This window comes from Mucilaginibacter panaciglaebae (assembly GCF_039539265.1).
Classification (GTDB): domain Bacteria; phylum Bacteroidota; class Bacteroidia; order Sphingobacteriales; family Sphingobacteriaceae; genus Mucilaginibacter; species Mucilaginibacter panaciglaebae.
In genome coordinates, this window is sequence record NZ_BAABCV010000004.1 from 79,138 (window position 1) to 99,709 (window position 20,572).

A 20,572-nucleotide genomic window follows, 5' to 3' on the forward strand; every position below is an offset into this window, starting at 1 on the left:
CGCCAGGCCTTCATTATAATAAAGTGTTAAGTAAAGTTTACTCCAAAGTAATTTGTCTCCTTATGCTTTCTTCTAATGATATAAATGTTTCAGTACGCTGAATGCCTTTAACGCCCTGAATTTGCTCATTTAATACCTCGCGCAGGTGGGCGGTATCGTGGCAGATGATCTTAGCGAAGATGCTGTAGCTACCGGTAGTATAATGTAGTTCTACAATCTCTTTTACAGCTTTTAATTGTTTAACTGCCTCGTTATACTGCGAGCCTTTTTCCAGAAATATCCCCAGAAACGCGGTGATATCATAGCCCAGTTTTTGCGGATCGACCTCTAAACTGGCGCCTTTAATAACCCCCATTTCCTCCAACTTTTTCATCCGCACATGGATTGTTCCGCCCGAAACGATTAACTCTTTAGCAATTTCTGTATAAGGAGTGGTGGCATTTTTCATCAATATTGATAAAATCTGAATGTCAAGATTATCAATTTCTAAATTTTGAGCTTTTCTGTGCGACATAAATTTAAATTTCTTTATTGAAATACAAGTATAATTATAATTTGAATAAAAATAAAATATTTTTGTTGAAATATTTGCAAGGAATTGCTAAGTCTATTATGTTTGTAACAAGCAAACGGACCTAAGAAGCTTAATCCAGTTCTTTAAAACATTTGACAACAACAATGTTGGGTGGTGAAATTTTTGGCAGACACACCTCCTTGTCCCGGTGGTAGAGATCATAGGAAACCCTTTCGGGGGCTAACTACTCTGTGGAGGTTCGAATCCTTCCCCAACAGCTATTAAGGTCGAGTCGAGAGCCTCAAGTTCAAAGTCTTAAGTCAAGACTCGGGACTAAAGACTCCGGACTTTGTACTTAATACAATCCTGTAGGATGGTGAAATTTTTGGCAGACACACCTCCTTGTCCCGGTGGCGGAGAATATGGGAAACTCTTAGCGATAAGAATAACCACTCCGTGAAGGTTCGACCCCTTCTCCTACAGCTCTTCTCATAATTTAGGTTTATAATTGGTTAGTAAAGGCCCCTGCCCATCAGGGGCCTTACTTTTTTATAAACTTTTAAGTCTTCGGGGGCGCCACGCTACGCTCGCAAATGAAAAAATATCACTACTTTTTAATCAATCCTCTATGCACCATCATCGGCACTACGCTTGGATCATGACCACGGAAATCGCGGAATAGCTTGCCTAAGTCTTCAGTATTACCTCTTGATAGTATCATGTCGCGGAAACGCTGACCATTGACACGGGTTAGGCCGCCATGTTCAACAAACCAGAAATAAGCATCATTTTCCAGCATAGATGTCCACATATAAGCATAGTAGCCCGACGCATAACCGCTGCCCCAGATATGCTGAAAATAGCTTGACCGGTATCGTGGCGGTACTTGCGGCAGGTCAACGCCCTTGTTATGCAGCGCATCAGCTTCGAATTTATCAACGTCGGTAATCAATGGTGCATCGGCAGCTAACGAGTGCCAGGCCAGGTCGAGGTAGTCAGCAGCCAGCAGCTCGCCGGTGCTATAGCCTTGATTAAAGGTGCCTGCTTTTTTGATCTTATCAACCAGTGCCTGCGGCATTGGCTCCTTCGTTTTATAATGCAGGGCGTAATGCTTAAAGACTTTCGGATCGAGCGCCCAATGCTCGTTGAATTGCGACGGGAACTCAACGAAATCTCTCGCTGTCGACGTTCCTGACAGCAAAGGATACTTCTGGTTGGCAAACATACCATGCAACGCGTGCCCAAACTCATGGAACATGGTAGTCACCTCATCAAATGTTAATAACGCGGGCTGCCCGGGAGCCGGGTGTGCAAAGTTGCCCACGTTATAGATCACCGGCTTAGTACCCATCAATTTCGATTGGCCTACCATATTACTCATCCAGGCACCGCCTCGCTTGTTGTCGCGTTTAAAGTAGTCACAATAAAACAGGGCTAACAGCGAGCCGTCTTTATCGTAGACATCAAACACGCGTACTTCGGGATGATACACCGGGATATCTTTTCGCTCTTTAAAGGTTAAGCCGTATAATAAATTGGCGGCATAAAACACACCGTTGCGTAAAACATTGTCAATCTCCAGGTATGGTTTGATCTGGCTTTCGTCCAAATCGAAACGCGCTTTGCGTACCTGCTCGGCATAAAAGTCCCAATCCCAGGGTTGTAGTTTAAAGCCACCGTTTTGCTGATCAATTACCGCTTGTATGTCCGCAGCCTCTTCTTTTTCTTTAGCAATGGTTGCGGGAGCCATATCATCCAAAAATTTATTCACTGTCGCCGGTGTTTTGGCCATCTGGTTCTGTAATTTCCAGGCCGAGTAGTTTTGATAACCCAGCAACTTAGCTTTCAGTGCACGGATCTGCGCTATGCGGGCAATGGTTGCACGGGTATCGTTGGCGTCGCCTTTTTCATTACGGGTATATGATGCCTCAAATAACTTTTGGCGAGTTGACCGGTTAGTAAGCTGCTGTAAATAAGGCTGCTGTGTGGTATTTTGCAAGGCAATGAGCCATTTGCCCGCATGCCCAGCAGCTTCGGCCGCCTGGGCAGCAAAGTCCAGCTCGGCACTAGTAAGCCCGGCTAATTCTGCTTTATCGTTAACCAATAAACCGGCGGCCTTGGTGCCGGCAAGTAGTTGATTGTTAAACTTGGTGCGCAAGCTGGCTTCTTCCTGATTGTATTTTTTAAGTGTTGCTTTATCAGTTTCTGATAGCAATGCGCCAGCCAGTGTAAAGTTCTGATAATAAATCATTGCCAGGCGGCGCGACTCGGCGTCCTTTATTTGATTGCGCTTTTTGTAAATGGCCTCAACACGTTTAAATAGTTTGGTATCAAGATATATAGCGTCGCTGTTGGCAGCTAATTCAGGCGCTGTTTCAGCTTCGACCTTTTGCAACTCGGCATTAGTGTTAGCACCGGTGAGCAGGTTAAACACCCGGTTGGCGCGCCCGAGCAGTTGTCCGCTTTTTTCTAATGCGACAAGCGTATTCTCAAAAGTGGGCCCCGCTTTGTTATTGGCTATTTTCTGCACCTCGGCCATTTGCTGGCGTATTCCTTCTTCAATTGCGGGCTTGAAATCACTATTTTTAATTTTAGTGAAATCGGGCGCTTGCAGGTGCAGTTTACTTGGCGCAAAAAACGGATTAGTTACCGGCAGATCCGTAGGTTTATCCATGTTATTCTGGGCCTTGGTTACCACGGCAGTAAACATCGCCAATGATAAAATAGAGAGTTTTTTCATAATTCTTTAGCGAGAAAAGATCAGTGTTCACAAAGTAGCAAAATATACTTGTTTGCTAAAATGAAACGGCCACATCTTTTAAGATATGGCCGTTTCATTAATGCTTTATTGACGATATATACTTACTATTTGACCCTGCTTAATGTATTAGTGCTTTGCGCTAAATTAACCAGCACATCTTTTAAAACAACATGTTGATCATCTAACGGAGCATATAATTCCAGGCTTGATTTTAGCAATGTATTTTTGGTAAGAGCTTTAACTTCGTCTAAATTCATCCCTGAACGATAAAATAGCCAATTTTTAATGTCGATGCTTTTATCGTTTTTGCCACCCAGAGAAAGTTCTTTTAATACAATCCGCTCATCAACGTGGCCTTGGAACGTACTGTCGCAGTATAGCGAGGTTTCGCTGTGTGCGTAATAATGAGTAAGGGTTATTTTATGCCATTTCCCATCGACTATTTTTGTGTTGCCTGATATTTGCTGACGCAATGGTGAGTTATATACGACACAACCCTTATCATTAATAGCTATTGAACCAGCGTTGCCCAGGGTGTCTTTTAACAGGATGATCTGGCCTTTGCCATCTGCTTTAACATCGATAGTAGTAGTAAAAGGGTGTACAATATTTTCAGGTTTAAAATTGATGAGCCCTGTATTGTTTTTGTTGATTTTGAGATAAGAACCATTCACCCATTTTGGCTGCGGCTTGCCATTGCTCAGGGCATCAAATAATGACGGTACTATAGTATAAGACAATTCAAGGTGCCCCGCATCATTAGGGTGGCCGTCATTATACCAGTAGCCGGCTGCCCATTTGCCTGTACCATCATCAATGCCACCCAATAAATTTACCGAAGGTACATCTAAAGTATGGATCCATAAATTCATTTGTTTGGTATAATAATAGTCTTTATCAGTAAAATCGTTACGTGTGTAGCAGTTGGTAACTACTGGTATGTATCCGCTATCACGGGCCATAGCGATCAATTTAGGCAGGTTTGTTTTAAACTGGTCGTACATGCTTTTGCCCTTCTCGTGAAGCCCTTCATTACCTAATGATAAGGCTATTAATACATATTTTGCATGCTGAGTGACGAAATCTCTATGCCAGCGTTTCATTAAACGCATCGTATTGTCGCCGCCTATAGATTTGTTTACAGGGTGCCAGTTCTTGCCTAAGTCATCGGCGGCGCGTTGTTTTAATATCTCACTATAATAAGAGGTATAACCAAAATTGTTTTTTGCGCCTATGCCTAATGGAACTGACGAGCCGAAATAAACTATCTTCAATGTGTCTAATGCACCGATATTTTTAGTGGTATCAATGGTTGATGCATGAGCTTTAGGAACGCCTATAATAAATATTGACAATAGAAACAACAGCACTGTAATTTTTAATCTCATAAGCGTGGGTATATTCCAGATTGCAATTTTATGCAAAAAAGAGGTAAAACAACTACATCGCCCAAAAACAAAAAAGCGGCCACCATGATGTTACATGATGATCGCTTTGACACGCCAGTTATGTGTTACTGCGTGTTAAAAGAATTTGAAGCCCACACTCAGTGCCCAAAGGTTGTTACGCTGCCCATAATTTTCGTTTACCCTGGTTAAGTCACCTTCATAACGTAAGTCGGCCGTAATGGGGCCAATGTCAACACCTGCGCCGGCCTGATAACCCAGTGTGCTATTGCGGTAGTTGCCAAAATCATTAAAAGCACCGGTAAAGTTATTCGAAAAGCTTTGGTGCTTATCCAAAATATAAGAATAAATAGGGCCAGCCATAACCCTGAAATTCAGGTTCTTTTGACCAAATGAGCCACCAAATAATAGTGGTACATTCAGATCAGTAAATTTAACTTTGGCACTGTAATCTGTACCATTTTGGCTGGAGTCGAATTTGCCGCCTTTACTACTCACATACAACTCAGGTTGTACATAAAATGCTCCACCAAAGCGGGCAAATAAACCAGCCTGGTAACCGGCAACGGATGTGTTGTGGAAGTTATCTGAACTTATTTTTGAATAGTTAACGCCTCCTTTAACACCAAGACTAAATTGCGCTTTTGCCCCAATTGTGGCCGCTGTAAGCAGCATGGCGCTTAATAGATACTTTTTCATAGTTGTAGATGTTTAATTTATAATACGGCATTTTAATTTTTAGGGGTGCCGTTACATGAGGTTAACAATAGCTGTACCAAATTTTTGACACTGCTATGCATTGTATTTTTTATATTTTTGGCAAAAATATATTATTATGGCAGAAATAAGCATCAGCAACAAAGAGTGGGAGCGTGTGAAAATTAAGGTTCAGCGCAAGTATAATCACTTAACCGATGCACAACTGAGTTATACCGAAGGCCAGGAGGAAGCATTGATTAATAACCTTATGCACCTGGTTAACCGCAACCGCGAGTACGTGGTTTTTACTCTTAAAAAAGCTTTGGTCAATATTGACAATAATCGCCTGTAAAATAAGTTAATTATTTTGCAGACAGTTTTTTGTAGCTTTATATTTTAAGATTTCTATTTGATGAAAAAGGGTGTAGCAGTTAGGTATAAAGGTATATTGATATCGGCGGGTGTTGTAGTACTGTCATTGGGTATATGGAGTTTTAGTGACGACTTATTTCAGATATCCAAAAACCTGGAAGTGTTTGCATCTTTATACAAAGAGGTTAATATTAATTATGTAGATGACATTAACTCGGCAAAATTTTTAAAAACCGGTGCCGATGCCATGCTTGAGGGCCTTGACCCTTATACTGAATTTGTACCTGAATCTGAAATTGAAGATTACAAACTGCACTATGTAAGCACTCAGTATGGCGGTATTGGCGCCAGCGTTTTTGCGCGCGACAACAAAGTATTCGTATCAACTGTATTTGAAGGCTTTCCGGCCCAAAAAGCTGATGTCCGCCCGGGCGATCAGGTGTTGAAGATCAACGATATTGCCTTAGATGGTAAAAACAGCGAACAGGTTAGCCAATTGCTTAAGGGATCAAAAGGGGCGGGTGTTAAGCTATTGCTTAAACGCGATGGCGATATCAAGCCGGTTGAAAAAAATCTGATCCGTGACGAAATTAAACAGCCTAACGTTTCTTATTATGGCATGGTAGCCGGTAACATGGGCTACATTAAGCTGGATAGATTCCTGGAAAACTCTGCTCAGGAAGTAACGGATGCACTCATCGCCCTTAAAAAGAATAATCCTAATGGTATGATACTCGACCTGCGATCAAACGGCGGCGGTATCTTACAGGAAGCAGTTAAAATAGTTAATCTTTTTGTACAAAAGGATGTCGAGATAGTAGCGCAAAAAGGGAAGGTAAAGGAGAAAAATTTTACCTATAAAACAATGGCTACGCCGCTGGCAGCTGATATGCCGCTGGTAGTACTGGTTAACTCGCGCTCGGCTTCAGCGTCAGAGATTGTTGCAGGCTCATTGCAAGATCTGGACCGCGCTATCATTATAGGCCAGCGCAGCTATGGTAAGGGCCTGGTGCAGCAAACGTTTCCGCTGCCTTATAATAGTTTAGTCAAAATCACTATTGCTAAATATTATGTTCCTTCGGGTCGTTGTATACAGGAGATAGATTATACGCACCGCAAAGAAGATGGTACCGTTGTAAAAGTTGCGGACTCACTAATGCATGAGTTTAAAACTAAAAACGGCCGTTCGGTTTATGATGGCAGCGGTATCTATCCGGATATTTTTATTAAACGCGACCTGTTTGCTAACATCACCCAAACACTCATTACCAGGTTCTTTATTTTTGATTACGCTACCAGGTATCGCTTATCGCACCCAAAAATTGCCGAAGCAAAAGATTTTGTTTTAACGGATGCCGAGTACAATGACTTTGTGAAATACCTGGCAAACAAAAATTATACTTATAATACTACATCAGAGAGAGTTTTGGCTGCCTTGAAAACGGAGAGTACTAAAGAAAAGCAATTTGACCAGATACAGACAGAGTACGACGCCCTGAAAAACAAAATGACAGCGAATAAGAAAAACGACTTACAACTGCATAAAGAAGAGATCAAGCAAGCACTTGAGAGTGAAATTGTAGGCCGCTATTATTTTGATAAAGGGCGTTACGAAGCTTACTTTAAATACGACAAAGAGCTTTCTCAGGCAATAAAAACCATGCAGGATAAAAACCAGCTGGCAGCTATTTTAAAAGGCGAGGGGGCTTATAAAGTAATAGGAAAGCCGGTACTGGCAGCAATGAACGATAAGAAAGACGACGCGGGAAAAGATAAAGCCGGTAAAGACGATCAGTAACATTCGAGATAAGAGTTTAAGAGAGCGATGTCAAACCATCGCTCTTTTTATTTGTTGGGCTATCATCGAAAAAAATAAACCATTTTCTTTAACTAACGTCTTACAATCAACAACAATAAAACACACACTTATGAAAAAGATCCTTTTAACAGCAGTATTGGTAATAAGCTGTTTCGCTTTTAAAGCCGATGCCCAATTACGTATTAGTTTAGGTTTAAACATTGGCAGCCAGCCTGACTGGGGCCCGGTAGGATATGATCATGCCGAATATTACTATATGCCTGATGTTGATGCCTATTATGATGTGCCTAATCATCAGTATGTTTATTTAGAAGGCCGCAGATGGACGCGCGCCGAGGTTTTACCTGCCAGGTATCATTTTGACCCTTACAATAATTACAAAGTTGTAGTAAACGAGCCTACACCATGGGTGCATGCTGCTACTTACCGTACTAAATATAAAGGTTACAAGGGCCGCCGAGGCCAGACTGTTATTCGGGATAGTCGCGAAGCCAAATACCGAAACCATTGGAACGGACATGACAACGGAAACCACAATGGTTGGGATAAAGGCCGCGGTCATGATGATCATGGTAGAGGTCGCGAGGATCATGGCAAAGGTCATGATAATCACGGACATCATTAATAATTAAAAATTATGACGTATTAAGCCCTTCAGTCTGAAGGGCTTTTTTTGTTGGCCTTGATATCGGCGATAAAATGTATTTTTGGCCGGTATGGCCACAGGTACAAAAATTTATTTCGGGTCTGATTTTCATTTAGGGGCAGGCAGCTATGAAGGCAGTCGTGAGCGCGAAGCCCGCATAGTGCGCTGGCTGGACATGATCAAAGCCGATGCCGCCGAACTGTTTTTAATGGGCGATATTTTTGACTTTTGGTTTGAGTATAAAACCGTTGTGCCGCGCGGTTACATCAGGTTTCTAGGCAAGCTGGCCGAGTTGGCGGACAATGGGGTTAAGCTCTATCTTTTTAAAGGTAATCATGATATGTGGATGTTTGATTATTTTGTTGATGAACTTAAGGCTACAATCGTTAGCGACGAACTGGAGATTGAACGTAACGGCAAGAAGTTTTACCTGCACCATGGCGATGGCCTTGGTCCCGGCGACGCGATGTATAAGGTGTTGAAAAACATTTTCCGCAGTAAGCTTTGTCAATGGCTTTTTGCTAGGCTGCATCCAAACCTGGGCGTAGGCATTGCCAACTATTGGTCGAAACATAGCCGTATTGCCGGTTTAAGCAATGAAAAACGCAAAAGCCTGGAGCAGGAGTGGCTGGTAGTTTACAGTCGTGAAATGCTTGCTCAAAAGCATTTTGATTACCTGGTATTTGGTCATCGGCATTTGCCGCTGGATATCCGGCTGAATGACAAAGGCAGGTATGTAAATCTGGGGGAATGGGTTAATTACAACTCTTATGCCGTGTTTGACGGGGAAGAATTGAAGCTTGACTATTTTGAACAGCACAACAGTACTGTCATCCTACCATAACCTTTTAGCTTTAAGGCACCGGCGTTATGCTTTGCGCACAAAAAACTGTATTTTTGCATCTTTTAAAGTGGCTGGTTCTTTTAGCTGGCCGAAGATTTAGTATATGTTAGAAAAATTAGAATTAATATATCAACGCTGGAAAGCAGTAGAAGCGGAATTAAGCAGCCCTGATGCCATGGCTGATATGAAGCGTTTTGCTCAACTGAACAAGGAATATAAAGATCTGGCTAAGATTGTTGACGAGTACCACCTCTATCGTAATATCGTGAGCAATATTAATACTAATAAAGAAATATTGGCCACCGAGAAGGACGAAGAGTTTCGTGAGATGGCAAAATCTGAGTTGGACGAATTGTTGGTTCAGCAAGAGGAAAAAGAGGAACAGATCCGTTTGATGCTGATCCCTAAAGATCCTGAAGATTCTAAAAATGCCATTGTCGAAATTCGCGGTGGTACCGGTGGGGACGAAGCTTCTATTTTTGCCGGCGACCTTTACCGTATGTACATGCGCTACTGCGAAAAACGCGGCTGGAAAACTGAGCTGGTTGACTACACCGAAGGTACAGCAGGCGGCTATAAAGAGATTGTATTTAACGTAAACGCTGAAGACGCTTACGGAACGTTGAAATATGAATCGGGTGTACACCGGGTGCAGCGCGTACCTGAGACTGAAACACAAGGCAGAGTGCATACCTCGGCGGCATCGGTTGTGGTATTGCCTGAGGTTGATGAGTTTGATATTGTATTAAACCCTGCCGACATCCGTAAAGATTTATTCTGTGCATCAGGTCCGGGTGGCCAGTCGGTAAATACAACTTATTCTGCCGTAAGGTTAACCCACCTCCCCACAGGTATAGTAGCCCAGTGCCAGGATCAGAAATCGCAGTTAAAAAACTTCGATAAAGCTTTACAGGTATTGCGCTCGCGTGTTTATGAGTTGGAACTGCAAAAGCACCTGGAAGAAGCGTCTAAAAAACGGAAGACCATGGTATCAACCGGCGACCGCTCGGCTAAGGTACGTACATATAACTACCCCCAAGGTCGTTTAACTGAGCACCGTATTGGTTTGACCATCTATAACCTTTCGGACGTAATGAATGGCAATATCCAGGAAATTATGGAGGCCCTTCAATTTGCTGAAAATGCCGAAAAACTAAAAGAAGGAAGCGTGGCGTAAATTCGCGTTCGCTATTGATGTGCAAATATGTAAGTGTGCAGGTATGCAGATGAATGAATCATTAGCATATCTGCATTTTTGTGTATAATGCCTTTGTTATTAAATCCAACTCCCCATCTGTGTATGCATACATGTCTGTTTAACACTTTTTTGCATTTACAAAGCTGTTTTCATCTTGTTTTCATAAAGCTGATCTAATTTAGTTTTTAGAAATAAAAGACTAGATTATGCTGGCTCTAAAAAAGGTAATAGCGAATAACTCGACCATCTACAGACGTGAAGTTATGTTGATGGGTAACAAGTTTGAAATCAGTGTGGTAGGGAATGATCCGATTTGGGCCGGCGAGCGTATCTATAGCGCTATCGCCGAAATTAATCGCGTCGAAAAGTTGCTAAGTACCTTTGGCGAGGACAGTGCAGTAAATACCATTAACCGCAATGCGGGCGTTAAACCGGTAAAAGTTAATGCCGAGATCTATAAACTGATTGAACGCTCTCTGCAAATTTCTGAATTAACTCACGGATCATTCGATATTACCTATTATAACGACGATACCGAGAATAACGGCGTCGCTACAACAACGCCTGCTGTAAACTATAAAGATGTGGTATTAAACGCTACAGCTACAACCGTTTTCCTTAAAGAAAAGGGTATGCGTATAGGCTTTGCGGCTAATAGCAAGGGTTATGCTGCAGATCGTGCCAAATATGTTATGCAGTTAGAGGGCGTGAGCAACGGTGTTATCAATGCCGGCGGCGACTTGCTTACCTGGGGCCTGCAGCCTGATATGGAACCCTGGACCGTAGCCGCTGCCGACCCGCGTCAGGCTAATCAGCCGTTTGCGCATCTGTATATCAGCAACGCGGCGGTAGCTACCTCGGTAAATGTAGAGAAATATGCCACCATCAGCAATAAAAAATTAAGCACCGCTAAACCGTCAAATGGTTTTGCAGTAAGTCAGATTAAAAGCGTAAGTATCATAAGCCCCACTGCCGAGTTTGCCGACGCTATGGCAACACCGGTAATGACTATCGGCGTTAACGCCGGTATTTATCTGATCAATCAATTAAATCAGATCGATTGTGTGATCATTGACGATCATAGCCGCATATATCCATCAAAAGGGATCAGCATTGCTTAATTGACAAGGTTTAGCCGGTGGTTTTATACTATCCGGTATGTGCCTTGTTGGTATACACTTGTTGGTGCGCTAAAAAATCCATTAAAAATTATAAAGTTTAAGTGCATTACTATAAATTAGACAGGTGCTTTTGCATCTGCCTTTAATTAACTGACTTTTGGAAAAATATTTACCCAATTCATCTCGTCGATGTTAAAGCGACTTGCTTATATTGTATTGTTGTTGATATTTGCAGCAAGCTTATCATCTGCCAAGACGGGTTCGGTGCGCCGAGCACTTGCTTTTGGTAAGAGTATGCAACATGTTTTGGCTACCGATACTACCAAAAAGCAGAAGGCGGAAGAGGAGGCAAAAAAAATAAAGGAAATATCAAAGGCCAAACGCCAGGTTAAGCCCGAAAAGATAAGTGACGGAGATAATGTGCAGGACTCAAAGGCCAAACCTAAGCATAAGCGCGAGCGTCGCCCTGAGGGTTTGGACAGACCGCCTGAAATTCCGAGACGAAATGGTAATTAACCTAAACTAAATAAGCCGATCAATGAAATACCTGCGTATACTAATTTTAATTGCTGTATGTAGTCCCGCTGCCGCCGCGGAGTTGTTGCGTCATGATCTTAATTTTAGGTATCCTGACTACGCTGTAAGAGATACCGATACTATAATTCGTAAACAATCGCTTTCAGCTGGTATCAATTATGGCAGCGATGCGATGTTTTTTGGTCGGGTTGGGCTAATTAAGTATCCATATTTTTCGGCAGATGTGGTATACAATTTCAAGAGTGGTTTTTTTGTTTACGGGTCTGCTTTACGGTTGATAGGCTATAACACTTCGGTAGATGAGGTCGATGTAGGAGGAGGCTATTTGTATCGTCCCAGCAAGCGATTCTCGGGTGCTTTATCTTATAACCGCTTTATATTTAACAAAGAAGAGCGCATAATAGAGTCGGCCACCTCGAATGACGTTAACTGGAAAAATGCTTACGACTGGGGGCCTATAAAATCAACAGTGACACTGGATTACCTGTTCGGCAAATCGAGCGATTTCTTTATGACGGTAACACATTCTAAATATTTTGAAACCAAGGGCAATATATTTGATGACAAGGATTATCTGTCATTTAATCCCGGTTTTAGCTTCATTATCGGTACTCAAAATTTTGTGCAACGCTATTCGGTAGATCATCAGGTGCGGTTAAATTCCATTAATATATACCGCTTTGGCACATCGACAGATTTTAACAACGGCCGGCTGAATATGCTCAATTATAGCTTTAAACTACCTATAGCTTACAACCGGCCGCATTATACTTTTGAACTTGCGTATAAATATTCAATACCAGTTAACGTGGAGGGCGCTTTACAAAATAAGCATGAATCATTTATAAATGCATCGTTTTTCTACGTTTTTTATTAAGATAACCCCATGAACGTTTTAATAATTGAAGATGAGGCAGCATTAGCACAAGAACTGGAGATTTTCCTGAACAATAATAATTACATTACCGATGTTTGCTATAATGGTATCTCGGCCTCAGAAAAAATTGCTACCAGTTTGTACGATTTTATACTGATTGACTTGGGGTTGCCTGATTATGAAGGCCTGGATCTGCTTAAAGAGGCTAAGAAAAATAATCCGGATGCGGCTTGTATTATATTAACAGCCCGTGCCGAGGTGAATGACCGCGTGCGTGGCCTTGATCTGGGCGCTGACGACTATCTGCCCAAGCCTTTCTCATTATTAGAACTGCAAAGCCGTATGCAGGCTATTATGCGTCGTAAATTTGGTTTAAAACAAAATATAGTCGAACTGGGCGATTTCCTGATCAACCTGACCGATAGGGTAATTAGTTGTCAGGATACTGTGGTAAATACCATCACCAAAAAAGAGTTTGACCTGATTGCCTACCTTATTCTGCATAAAAACCGTACACTTAGCCGCACTCAATTAAGTGAGCATATATGGGGTAGCGTGATCAATGACGATTATGACTCTAATTACATTGACGCGCATATCAAAAACATCCGCAAGAAACTAAACGTTTATTCATCACCCGATTGGCTGGAAACGGTACGTGGCCTGGGTTATAAAGTTAAAATGAACACTTAGCATTGAAGTTAAAAACAAAACTTACGCTGTTTAATGCCATCTCAAAACTGGTGATCGTGGTTTTGTTTGTTTTGCTTGTACCTGTTCTGATAAAAAAGATCAGCCGGAATTACGTTGATAACAACCTCATCAAGCAACAAAAAAAATTCCTGCAGATAGTTAAAACCCAGGGCATAAAAAACTACATCCCCGACGGTGAAACTTATGGCAGTTACTACCTGCCGCTGAAAGAAGAGTACCTGACTATTGAAACCGATACTATACCGGGCCATGTAGTTGATACTATCAAAAACGAGCGCCGCCTGGTGGAGCGGGATACTATAGAATACCGAATTTTAAGCCACACCTTTACAATTGACAGGCATAAATACCTGCTCGAAATAGGTAAAAGTGTCGCTACGCTCGACGAAACCAGTGCCCCGCTGCAAAACATAGCCTTTGTGGTGTTGATTGGTATGATATTGCTCACTATCCTGGCCGATTTGTTTTACACCAACCGCGTACTTGACCCGCTGGGACTAATCATCAAGACAAAGCTGATAGGGCAGAAGTTCCCGAATTTTGGGTCGTATAAGGAAGTCAAGACAACAACGTCCGATTTCCAATACCTCGATATCAGCATACATCAAATGATCGAAACCATTGAGGCAGCGTTTCAAAAGGAACGTGAGTTTATATCCAACGCCTCGCACGAGTTGATGACGCCCATATCTATCCTGCAATCAAAGATCGAAAACATGTTTGAACAGGAGGATATAGCCGACGATTTAAAGGTACGCTTACTGGAAATGCTGAAGATTTTGAACCGGCTAAAAAGTATTACCAAAACACTATTACTGATATCGCAGATCGAGAATGAGCAGTTTTTAAAAGAAGATCAGATATCCATTAACCAATTGCTGCAGGAAGTTTATGACGAGATAAGTGTGCGCCTGGCCGAAAAGAATCTTACATTCGATATACTGGTGCCTGAGGATGTGACGCTGGTAAATGTCAACCGTTTTTTGCTGTTTAATCTGTTTTTTAACCTGGTAAACAATGCTATTAAATATAACAAGGCAGACGGCGAAATAGTGATCACTACCGAAACGGACGGAGGTAACCTGATTGTGAACATAACCGACAGCGGCATAGGTATAAGTATGGAAGATATGCCATTTATTTTTAACCGGTTCAAAAAGTTCAGACAGTCAATGCAACAGGATAGTTTTGGTTTGGGGCTACCAATAGTTAAGTCAATAGCTATATTTCATAACGTCAAAATAGAGGTAGATTCGGTGAAAGACCTGGGTAGTAATTTCAGGTTGATCTTTCCGTCACAACTCATTAAAAAGTGAGGATTAAAAGGATGAAAAGGAAATCGCACTGAAATGAAATATTTTTGTGTGCAGATTAAACCCTTTGAACCTGAAATTGTCTAATAAAGGTTATGTTAGTAAAAGTTTTTGTAAGCGTATACTATCTAACACCAAAAGGAGTTAAGTTTTTTACACTATATGAAAAAGATATATAAATATGCTTCTGCGTTATTATTCACCGGAGCATTATCATTAATGATTGTTTTTAATGCCGATGCACAACGCGGGGCAGCACATGCCGGCGGCGGTGGTGGCGGCGCAACCTTTAGCAGGGGTGGCGCCGGAAGCGGGGGCGGTTTCCGAGGAGGCGCAAGTTTCAATACGGGTTACCGTAGCCGCGTTAATCTGGGTTTAGGTTTGGACTACCGTACAGGTTTTGGTTACCGTGGATTTTACGGCTATCCTAGCTTAGGGTTTTATTTTAATGCGCTGCCTTTCGGATACTACCCGTTTTATATGGGCTCATCTTTATTTTATTATTACGATGGTATTTTCTATCGTACGTACGATGACGGCTATGTAGTGACAGCGCCGCCGGTAGGTGCGGCAGTGCCTTCATTACCAAAAGGTGCTAAAGCTATCATGATTGATAACCAGCAGTTTTTTGAATACGGTGGTGTATACTACAAGATAGTCATCAATGATAAGGGTGATAAGGTATATGTAGTGGCCGGTAAAGACGGCGTGTTAAACACGGATAAAAGCGATGGCCGCAATGGTGATGACAATGGTACAGTTAATCAGGTACCGCATGTTGGCGATATTATTGATCAACTCCCTGAAAACGCCCGTCGCGTTACCCTTAATGGTAAAAAATACTACGTTACTGCCGAAGATATTTACCTGGAAGAAACCAAAGACGCCAGCGGCGTTACCGTATATCGCGTAGCAAGCGTTCCTGACGTCCAATAACTTGTTGGTCTTGAATTTTAAGCCTCCTTACAAGGGGGCTTTTTTGTTTGTAAGCGACGTTTGATTTGCTCATCTGCAAACCGTTTTAGCGTTTCATAGTTATATCTGTTACAAACATTTAATTATGAGATCTATCTGGAAAGGTTCAATTGGTTTCGGACTGGTGAGCATACCGGTTAAGCTGTATTCGGCGGTGCAAACCAGTTCACTTGATTTCGATATGCTGGATGCCCGCGACCACTCGCGCATACGTTACCAGCGCGTAAATGAGCATACACATAAAGAAGTGCCTTATGATAAAATTGTGAAAGGCTACAAAATGGGCGACGATTACGTGATCATGGAAGATCACGACTTTGAAGATGCCGCCCCGGAAAAAAGTAAGATCATCACCATTGAAAGCTTTGTGGATGTGGACGACGTAAACCCGATGTTTTACGAAACCTCTTACTACACAGAACCTGATACTAAAAACAATAAAGCTTATGCGCTATTGCTGCAAGCCCTGATAAAATCTAAGAAAGCTGGACTGGCACGCTTTGTACTGCGCAGCACCGAGAGTTTGTGTATTGTGCACCCGGTAAAAAATGTGCTGGTGGTTACCCGTATCCGTTTTGGGCAACAAATTAGGGATACCGAAGACCTTAGTGTTCCGGATAAGGTCGACATCAGCAAAAAAGAACTGGATATGGGTTTGGCGCTGATTGAGCAGTATGCTGAAAAATTTGATGTGTCTAAATTTAAAGACGAATACAACGCACAACTGCTCGAAATCATCAAAGCCAAATCGAAAGGCAAACGCGCAACAGTCAAAAAACTTAAACCACAAAAAGCCACTGGTACAGACTTATATGATCAATTAATGGATAGTTTAAAAGTGAAAAAAGGTGCGTAAAATGCCATTAAAAGCTATAATCGAAAATTTTGGATTAATAATTGTAAAACATTTTACAACTAACGGATATTATAATAATATCTATGAAAACATTAACTAAAAACAAAAAATTATGAATTCATTATTGTATATCATAGCGGTTATCCTGGTGATAGGATGGGCGTTAGGTTTCTTCCTTTATTCAGCAGGTGGTATTATCCACATATTATTGGTAATTGCCATTATTGCCTTTCTGATAGGTTTGATAAGAAGACCAACTGCACTCTAACTATCAATTAGAAAAAAATCCGGGCTGATCATCGATCATCAGTCCGGATTTTTTGTTTGGATTTGGTTCGATATTTTGTAGGGACGAGATGCATCGCGCCTCCCTATTACGTCTGTGAGTTCAGAACACGCGCCGACCACACCAGGTATTGTGATATATCATTTTATTTCAACGTCAACCATTTTTTACGTACAACTAATTGTTGTGCTGTTGGGTTAGGCAACTCGTCAACCTTATATTTAACTTTAGTGCTTTTCAATAAGGTCACCGGTATATCCATTAGTATGCCGTCGCGTGCTATGGTAACTTTTATTTTGTCGCCAACTTTTTTGCCGGATAAGAGCTTGCCGGCTTCAAGCGCAGGTTCGCCGTCGATAGCAATGATTTCATCGTTAACATTAATGCCGTCTTTCCAGGCTGCGCTGCCGCGGGTAACAGTAGCTACAATCAGCCGCGGTATATTGGGTATAGTAGTGATGCCTAAGGCGGGGTCATTGTTGTCGGCCAGTTCATTGGTTAATTTATAGCCCGCAAGGCCCAGGTAATAGGCATAATCTACCGGTGTAAGGCCGTTGATATATTTGGCGTAGAAGTCGTCCAGATTTTTTCCGGCAAATTTCTCCAGGCCGGCTTTGAACTCAGCATCGGTATAACCGCGCTGTTTTGTTTTGTAATACTCATTGTACATATATCGCATCACATCATCCAATGAGTATTGGCCTTTGCTGTCGTTAATAATCTCCAGGTCGAGCAACAATGCAACGATAGAACCTTTGGTATAGTAAGATATCGTACTATTGCCCGAGTTCTCATTAGGTCGATAAGCCTTTATCCAGGCATCATAGCTCGACTCAGCCAGTGTTTGCACTTTAGCTCCTTCTGAATTTTCTAAGAGGTTGATATCCTCCGCCAACATACCTAAATAGTTTTCGGGCGAATAAAGTTGGGTACGGCGCACAATGATATCCTGATAATAGGCGGTAAAGCCTTCAGCTATCCAGAGGTTGGTAGTATAGTTCTCGTTGTCATAATCAAACGGACCCAACGCTATAGGACGCAGACGTTTGACATTCCACAAATGAAAATGCTCATGTGCAGCCAGGCTTAAAAAGTTTTGATAGCCGCGTTCTGTAGTATAAGCATCGCGCGAGGCGCCTAAGGTGGTTGAGCTTAGGTGCTCTAAACCGCCCCCGCCTTTAAGCGCATTGTGAATAATGAAGGTATAATGTTTATTAGGGTTTTCGCCATATATAGCAACTTCTTCGGCAACAACTTTAGCCAGGTCTTTTTTCAGGCGCTCCTTGTCATAGTTACCACCGCCCTGCATACATACTTCGTAGTGTACGCCATAGGCATCAAAATTAAAAATTTCCTGATTGCCTATTTCGATAGGCGAGTCGAACAAAATATCGTAATTGGGCGAGTAACGGGTAAAGACATCTCCATTGACTTTTTCTAAACTGGTTGAAACCTTATCCCAGGCTTTATAAGGTTTAATATGGATAGTTGATGCAGAATGCAGCATATTACCGGGATATAGGAACATATCGGGTGATGACAGGAATGCGTGCGAAGCATCAATAAAACTGGTACGTACTGATATCTCAAAAGCATACACACGATATTTAATTACGACGGTGCCTATACCTGCTATATGCAACTGCCAGATGTTTTTGCGAATCTTTTTTGCAGACAGAGATTTACCATTGGCGCTGGCGCTCAGACCTTCAATATTACGGGCAAACTCTCGCACCAGGTATGAGCCGGGTGTCCAAACGGGCATTTTTAATTCAAGTTCATCTTGTTTTAAACCAGTGATCTTCATTTCAATATCAGCATAATGAGCTTGTGCTTCGGGGAACGATACGTTATAGGTGATCTGAGTATTATCTGCCGCATTGCCGGTAGTTACCATAAATAATAGTATTAAAGAAAAAATAACTGATAATTTAATTTTTTTCATTACGCAAGGTATAAAAATTTGCGCTGTGCTATAAATCACAAATTAACAAAGTTAAATCTATGTTGTAAAATGGTTGATACATGCAACTAATATATTGTATTGCTGTTTATTTTTACTGAAATGCTTATGGCAACAAAATTAATTGAACCGGTATCGCGCAAACTCAATGTCGTGGGACGAGAGTATTTGTCAGCGTTAGACGATCATATGGCCCGGTTCGGTATAGACCGGCATTACTATCCGTTAACAATAATTGTTCATTATGACGGGCAGTTAACCCAGAAGGGATTGGCCGAAATATTGAACAAAGATAAGTCTGTCATTGTAAAGATTATTGACCGCCTTACAGCCAGAGGCTTCGTTCAGCGACAAATTAACCCAGAGGACCGACGAGAACATTTTCTAGCCCCTACAAATAAAGCCAGAGACGTAGTACCACATCTCATCAAAATATTTGAGCATATGAATAAATCGGCCACAAAAGGCATATCCAAACAGGATATGGAAATATTTGAAAACGTATTGAATAAGATGAGAGAAAACTTAGTTGATTTTGCTAAACAAGAACCGGCCCCCGACACCATTTAAAAATATCATCACACCATGAAGACCAAGTATATCATATACATTTTATTGGCATTAGCTATAGGCGCTTTAATTTATAACAAGTTTTTTAGTACACGCGCTAAGAAAATACATCAAGAAACCACAAGTGGCGGGGGTAAAGGTAAAAGAGGCCGTAACGGCCCGGTTGCTGTTAAGTTAATGATTGCCAAAGACACTGTCCTTGACAACAACATTGACGTAACGGGCAGCATCGATGCTAATGAAAAGGTTAACCTGGTAAGCGAAACATCAGGCAATATAACCGGTATCTATTTTCAGGAAGGCAGCCATGTAAAAAAAGGCCAGCTGTTGGTTAAAGTTTATAATCAAGACCAACTGGCGGCGCTTAAACAGGTTCAGTACCAGATAGCCCTGGCTAAACAAAATGAAAACCGCAACAAAATATTACTACAAAAAGAGGCCATCAGCCAGCAGGAGTATGATACCTCATTAACTAATCTGAACAGTTTACAGGCTCAGGCCGAAATGCTAAAGGCCCAGATTGCCAAAACCGAAATACGTGCACCGTTTTCAGGCACCATTGGCTTACGTAACGTGAGCCCGGGCGGGTATCTGTCGCCCAATACCACAATAGCTTCGTTAGTAAATGTCGACCCCGCAAAAATTACCTTTGCTGTTCCTGAAAAATATTTACCATTAATTAGTAAAGGCACCAAAGTAACTTTTAACGTTACCAGTTCAGATGAAAATTTTAAAGCCCTTGTGTATGCTATTGAGCCCTCTATTGACGTTAATTCGCGTACTATAACGGTGAGGGCCAAAGCCGATAACCCTAACGGTATATTAAAAGCGGGCAGTTTTGCCAAGATCAATCTTCAGTTAGATCAGATACCTAAAACTATTATGCTGCCTACCGAGTGTGTAGTACCAGGCTTAAAAACCAGCATTGTATATGTTTATCATCACGGCATAGCGCTGGATAAGCCGGTGAAAACCGACGTACGTACCGCTACCCGCGTGCAAATTACCAGCGGTATTAAACCCGGCGACAGCGTAGTAATATCGGGCATTATACAAATGCGTCCAAAAGTGCCTTTAAAAATAGTTAAAGTAATTAAATAG

General features: G+C 41.8%; 20 protein-coding genes and 1 tRNA gene. 16 read left to right on the forward strand and 5 right to left on the reverse strand.

Annotated features, from left to right (window positions below; genetic code table 11):
- Window positions 1-37: 37 nt before the first annotated feature.
- Window positions 38-514 carry an Lrp/AsnC ligand binding domain-containing protein gene (locus ABD772_RS06390; protein ID WP_345101925.1) on the reverse strand — a complete coding sequence of 159 codons (477 nt, stop codon included), beginning with the start codon at window positions 512-514 and terminating at the stop codon, window positions 38-40.
- Between the two features lie 165 nt (window positions 515-679).
- On the opposite strand from ABD772_RS06390, the gene ABD772_RS06395 reads away from it, so the two are divergent.
- Window positions 680-792, forward strand: a tRNA-Asp gene (locus tag ABD772_RS06395).
- Window positions 793-1,121: 329 nt separating this feature from the next.
- On the opposite strand, the gene dcp is transcribed toward ABD772_RS06395, so the two are convergent.
- The 3 genes from dcp to ABD772_RS06410 form a co-directional block, all read right to left on the reverse strand.
- Entirely contained in the window at window positions 1,122-3,254 is a 2,133-nt protein-coding gene (dcp, locus tag ABD772_RS06400; protein ID WP_345101927.1) for a peptidyl-dipeptidase Dcp, read from the reverse strand.
- Window positions 3,255-3,379: 125 nt separating this feature from the next.
- Window positions 3,380-4,663, reverse strand: a complete 1,284-nt coding sequence (locus tag ABD772_RS06405; RefSeq protein ID WP_345101929.1) for an SGNH/GDSL hydrolase family protein — start codon at window positions 4,661-4,663, stop codon at window positions 3,380-3,382.
- A gap of 135 nt (window positions 4,664-4,798) precedes the next feature.
- Complete coding sequence (locus tag ABD772_RS06410; protein WP_345101931.1) at window positions 4,799-5,380, reverse strand: porin family protein; 582 nt, start codon at window positions 5,378-5,380, stop codon at window positions 4,799-4,801.
- A gap of 136 nt (window positions 5,381-5,516) precedes the next feature.
- On the opposite strand from ABD772_RS06410, the gene ABD772_RS06415 reads away from it, so the two are divergent.
- The 13 genes from ABD772_RS06415 (at window position 5,517) to ABD772_RS06475 (ending at window position 16,920) form a co-directional block, all read left to right on the forward strand.
- Entirely contained in the window at window positions 5,517-5,732 is a 216-nt protein-coding gene (locus ABD772_RS06415; RefSeq protein ID WP_345101933.1) for a hypothetical protein, read from the forward strand.
- Between the two features lie 60 nt (window positions 5,733-5,792).
- Window positions 5,793-7,550 carry a S41 family peptidase gene (locus ABD772_RS06420; protein WP_345101935.1) on the forward strand — a complete coding sequence of 586 codons (1,758 nt, stop codon included), beginning with the start codon at window positions 5,793-5,795 and terminating at the stop codon, window positions 7,548-7,550.
- A 130-nt stretch (window positions 7,551-7,680) separates the two neighbouring features.
- A complete protein-coding gene (locus ABD772_RS06425) occupies window positions 7,681-8,196 on the forward strand; it encodes a hypothetical protein (protein WP_345101937.1) in 516 nt (171 codons plus the stop codon).
- A gap of 91 nt (window positions 8,197-8,287) precedes the next feature.
- Complete coding sequence (locus ABD772_RS06430; protein WP_345101939.1) at window positions 8,288-9,061, forward strand: UDP-2,3-diacylglucosamine diphosphatase; 774 nt, start codon at window positions 8,288-8,290, stop codon at window positions 9,059-9,061.
- 103 nt (window positions 9,062-9,164) lie between these two features.
- Window positions 9,165-10,238, forward strand: a complete 1,074-nt coding sequence (gene prfA, locus ABD772_RS06435) for a peptide chain release factor 1 (RefSeq protein ID WP_345101941.1) — start codon at window positions 9,165-9,167, stop codon at window positions 10,236-10,238.
- A 227-nt stretch (window positions 10,239-10,465) separates the two neighbouring features.
- Window positions 10,466-11,380 (forward strand): FAD:protein FMN transferase, encoded by a 915-nt coding sequence (locus ABD772_RS06440; protein ID WP_345101943.1) that lies wholly within the window; start codon window positions 10,466-10,468, stop codon window positions 11,378-11,380.
- Between the two features lie 189 nt (window positions 11,381-11,569).
- A complete protein-coding gene (locus tag ABD772_RS06445) occupies window positions 11,570-11,896 on the forward strand; it encodes a hypothetical protein (RefSeq protein WP_345101945.1) in 327 nt (108 codons plus the stop codon).
- Between the two features lie 22 nt (window positions 11,897-11,918).
- A complete protein-coding gene (locus tag ABD772_RS06450; protein ID WP_345101947.1) occupies window positions 11,919-12,794 on the forward strand; it encodes a hypothetical protein in 876 nt (291 codons plus the stop codon).
- 9 nt (window positions 12,795-12,803) lie between these two features.
- Complete coding sequence (locus tag ABD772_RS06455) at window positions 12,804-13,487, forward strand: response regulator transcription factor (RefSeq protein WP_345101949.1); 684 nt, start codon at window positions 12,804-12,806, stop codon at window positions 13,485-13,487.
- Between the two features lie 2 nt (window positions 13,488-13,489).
- Complete coding sequence (locus ABD772_RS06460) at window positions 13,490-14,824, forward strand: sensor histidine kinase (RefSeq protein WP_345101951.1); 1,335 nt, start codon at window positions 13,490-13,492, stop codon at window positions 14,822-14,824.
- A gap of 159 nt (window positions 14,825-14,983) precedes the next feature.
- Window positions 14,984-15,757 carry a DUF6515 family protein gene (locus ABD772_RS06465; protein WP_345101953.1) on the forward strand — a complete coding sequence of 258 codons (774 nt, stop codon included), beginning with the start codon at window positions 14,984-14,986 and terminating at the stop codon, window positions 15,755-15,757.
- 124 nt (window positions 15,758-15,881) lie between these two features.
- The gene (gene ku / locus ABD772_RS06470; RefSeq protein ID WP_345101955.1) at window positions 15,882-16,652 is read left to right on the forward strand and encodes a non-homologous end joining protein Ku; all 771 of its coding nucleotides are present in this window, start codon (window positions 15,882-15,884) and stop codon (window positions 16,650-16,652) included.
- 112 nt (window positions 16,653-16,764) lie between these two features.
- The gene (locus tag ABD772_RS06475; RefSeq protein ID WP_345101957.1) at window positions 16,765-16,920 is read left to right on the forward strand and encodes a lmo0937 family membrane protein; all 156 of its coding nucleotides are present in this window, start codon (window positions 16,765-16,767) and stop codon (window positions 16,918-16,920) included.
- 163 nt (window positions 16,921-17,083) lie between these two features.
- Here ABD772_RS06475 and ABD772_RS06480 read toward each other — a convergent pair whose 3' ends face one another.
- Window positions 17,084-18,883, reverse strand: coding sequence for a M61 family metallopeptidase (locus tag ABD772_RS06480; protein WP_345101959.1), 1,800 nt, complete (start codon window positions 18,881-18,883; stop codon window positions 17,084-17,086).
- 126 nt (window positions 18,884-19,009) lie between these two features.
- Between ABD772_RS06480 and ABD772_RS06485 the strand changes: the two genes are divergently transcribed.
- Both ABD772_RS06485 and ABD772_RS06490 read left to right on the forward strand, forming a co-directional pair.
- Window positions 19,010-19,471 carry a MarR family winged helix-turn-helix transcriptional regulator gene (locus tag ABD772_RS06485; protein ID WP_345101961.1) on the forward strand — a complete coding sequence of 154 codons (462 nt, stop codon included), beginning with the start codon at window positions 19,010-19,012 and terminating at the stop codon, window positions 19,469-19,471.
- A gap of 15 nt (window positions 19,472-19,486) precedes the next feature.
- Window positions 19,487-20,572 carry an efflux RND transporter periplasmic adaptor subunit gene (locus tag ABD772_RS06490; protein WP_345101963.1) on the forward strand — a complete coding sequence of 362 codons (1,086 nt, stop codon included), beginning with the start codon at window positions 19,487-19,489 and terminating at the stop codon, window positions 20,570-20,572.

What these genes read in the sequence shown, in the direction of transcription:
- ABD772_RS06415 (WP_345101933.1), top strand. Translation starts at nt 5,517, where the DNA reads ATGGCAGAAATAAGCATCAGCAACAAAGAGTGGGAGCGTGTGAAAATT.
- ABD772_RS06465 (WP_345101953.1), top strand. Translation starts at nt 14,984, where the DNA reads ATGAAAAAGATATATAAATATGCTTCTGCGTTATTATTCACCGGAGCA.
- ABD772_RS06480 (WP_345101959.1), bottom strand. Translation starts at nt 18,883, where the DNA reads ATGAAAAAAATTAAATTATCAGTTATTTTTTCTTTAATACTATTATTT.
- ABD772_RS06420 (WP_345101935.1), top strand. Translation starts at nt 5,793, where the DNA reads ATGAAAAAGGGTGTAGCAGTTAGGTATAAAGGTATATTGATATCGGCG.
- ABD772_RS06445 (WP_345101945.1), top strand. Translation starts at nt 11,570, where the DNA reads ATGTTAAAGCGACTTGCTTATATTGTATTGTTGTTGATATTTGCAGCA.
- ku (WP_345101955.1), top strand. Translation starts at nt 15,882, where the DNA reads ATGAGATCTATCTGGAAAGGTTCAATTGGTTTCGGACTGGTGAGCATA.
- prfA (WP_345101941.1), top strand. Translation starts at nt 9,165, where the DNA reads ATGTTAGAAAAATTAGAATTAATATATCAACGCTGGAAAGCAGTAGAA.
- ABD772_RS06490 (WP_345101963.1), top strand. Translation starts at nt 19,487, where the DNA reads ATGAAGACCAAGTATATCATATACATTTTATTGGCATTAGCTATAGGC.
- ABD772_RS06425 (WP_345101937.1), top strand. Translation starts at nt 7,681, where the DNA reads ATGAAAAAGATCCTTTTAACAGCAGTATTGGTAATAAGCTGTTTCGCT.
- ABD772_RS06455 (WP_345101949.1), top strand. Translation starts at nt 12,804, where the DNA reads ATGAACGTTTTAATAATTGAAGATGAGGCAGCATTAGCACAAGAACTG.
- ABD772_RS06430 (WP_345101939.1), top strand. Translation starts at nt 8,288, where the DNA reads ATGGCCACAGGTACAAAAATTTATTTCGGGTCTGATTTTCATTTAGGG.
- dcp (WP_345101927.1), bottom strand. Translation starts at nt 3,254, where the DNA reads ATGAAAAAACTCTCTATTTTATCATTGGCGATGTTTACTGCCGTGGTA.
- ABD772_RS06405 (WP_345101929.1), bottom strand. Translation starts at nt 4,663, where the DNA reads ATGAGATTAAAAATTACAGTGCTGTTGTTTCTATTGTCAATATTTATT.
- ABD772_RS06390 (WP_345101925.1), bottom strand. Translation starts at nt 514, where the DNA reads ATGTCGCACAGAAAAGCTCAAAATTTAGAAATTGATAATCTTGACATT.
- ABD772_RS06450 (WP_345101947.1), top strand. Translation starts at nt 11,919, where the DNA reads ATGAAATACCTGCGTATACTAATTTTAATTGCTGTATGTAGTCCCGCT.
- ABD772_RS06475 (WP_345101957.1), top strand. Translation starts at nt 16,765, where the DNA reads ATGAATTCATTATTGTATATCATAGCGGTTATCCTGGTGATAGGATGG.
- ABD772_RS06440 (WP_345101943.1), top strand. Translation starts at nt 10,466, where the DNA reads ATGCTGGCTCTAAAAAAGGTAATAGCGAATAACTCGACCATCTACAGA.
- ABD772_RS06410 (WP_345101931.1), bottom strand. Translation starts at nt 5,380, where the DNA reads ATGAAAAAGTATCTATTAAGCGCCATGCTGCTTACAGCGGCCACAATT.
- ABD772_RS06485 (WP_345101961.1), top strand. Translation starts at nt 19,010, where the DNA reads ATGGCAACAAAATTAATTGAACCGGTATCGCGCAAACTCAATGTCGTG.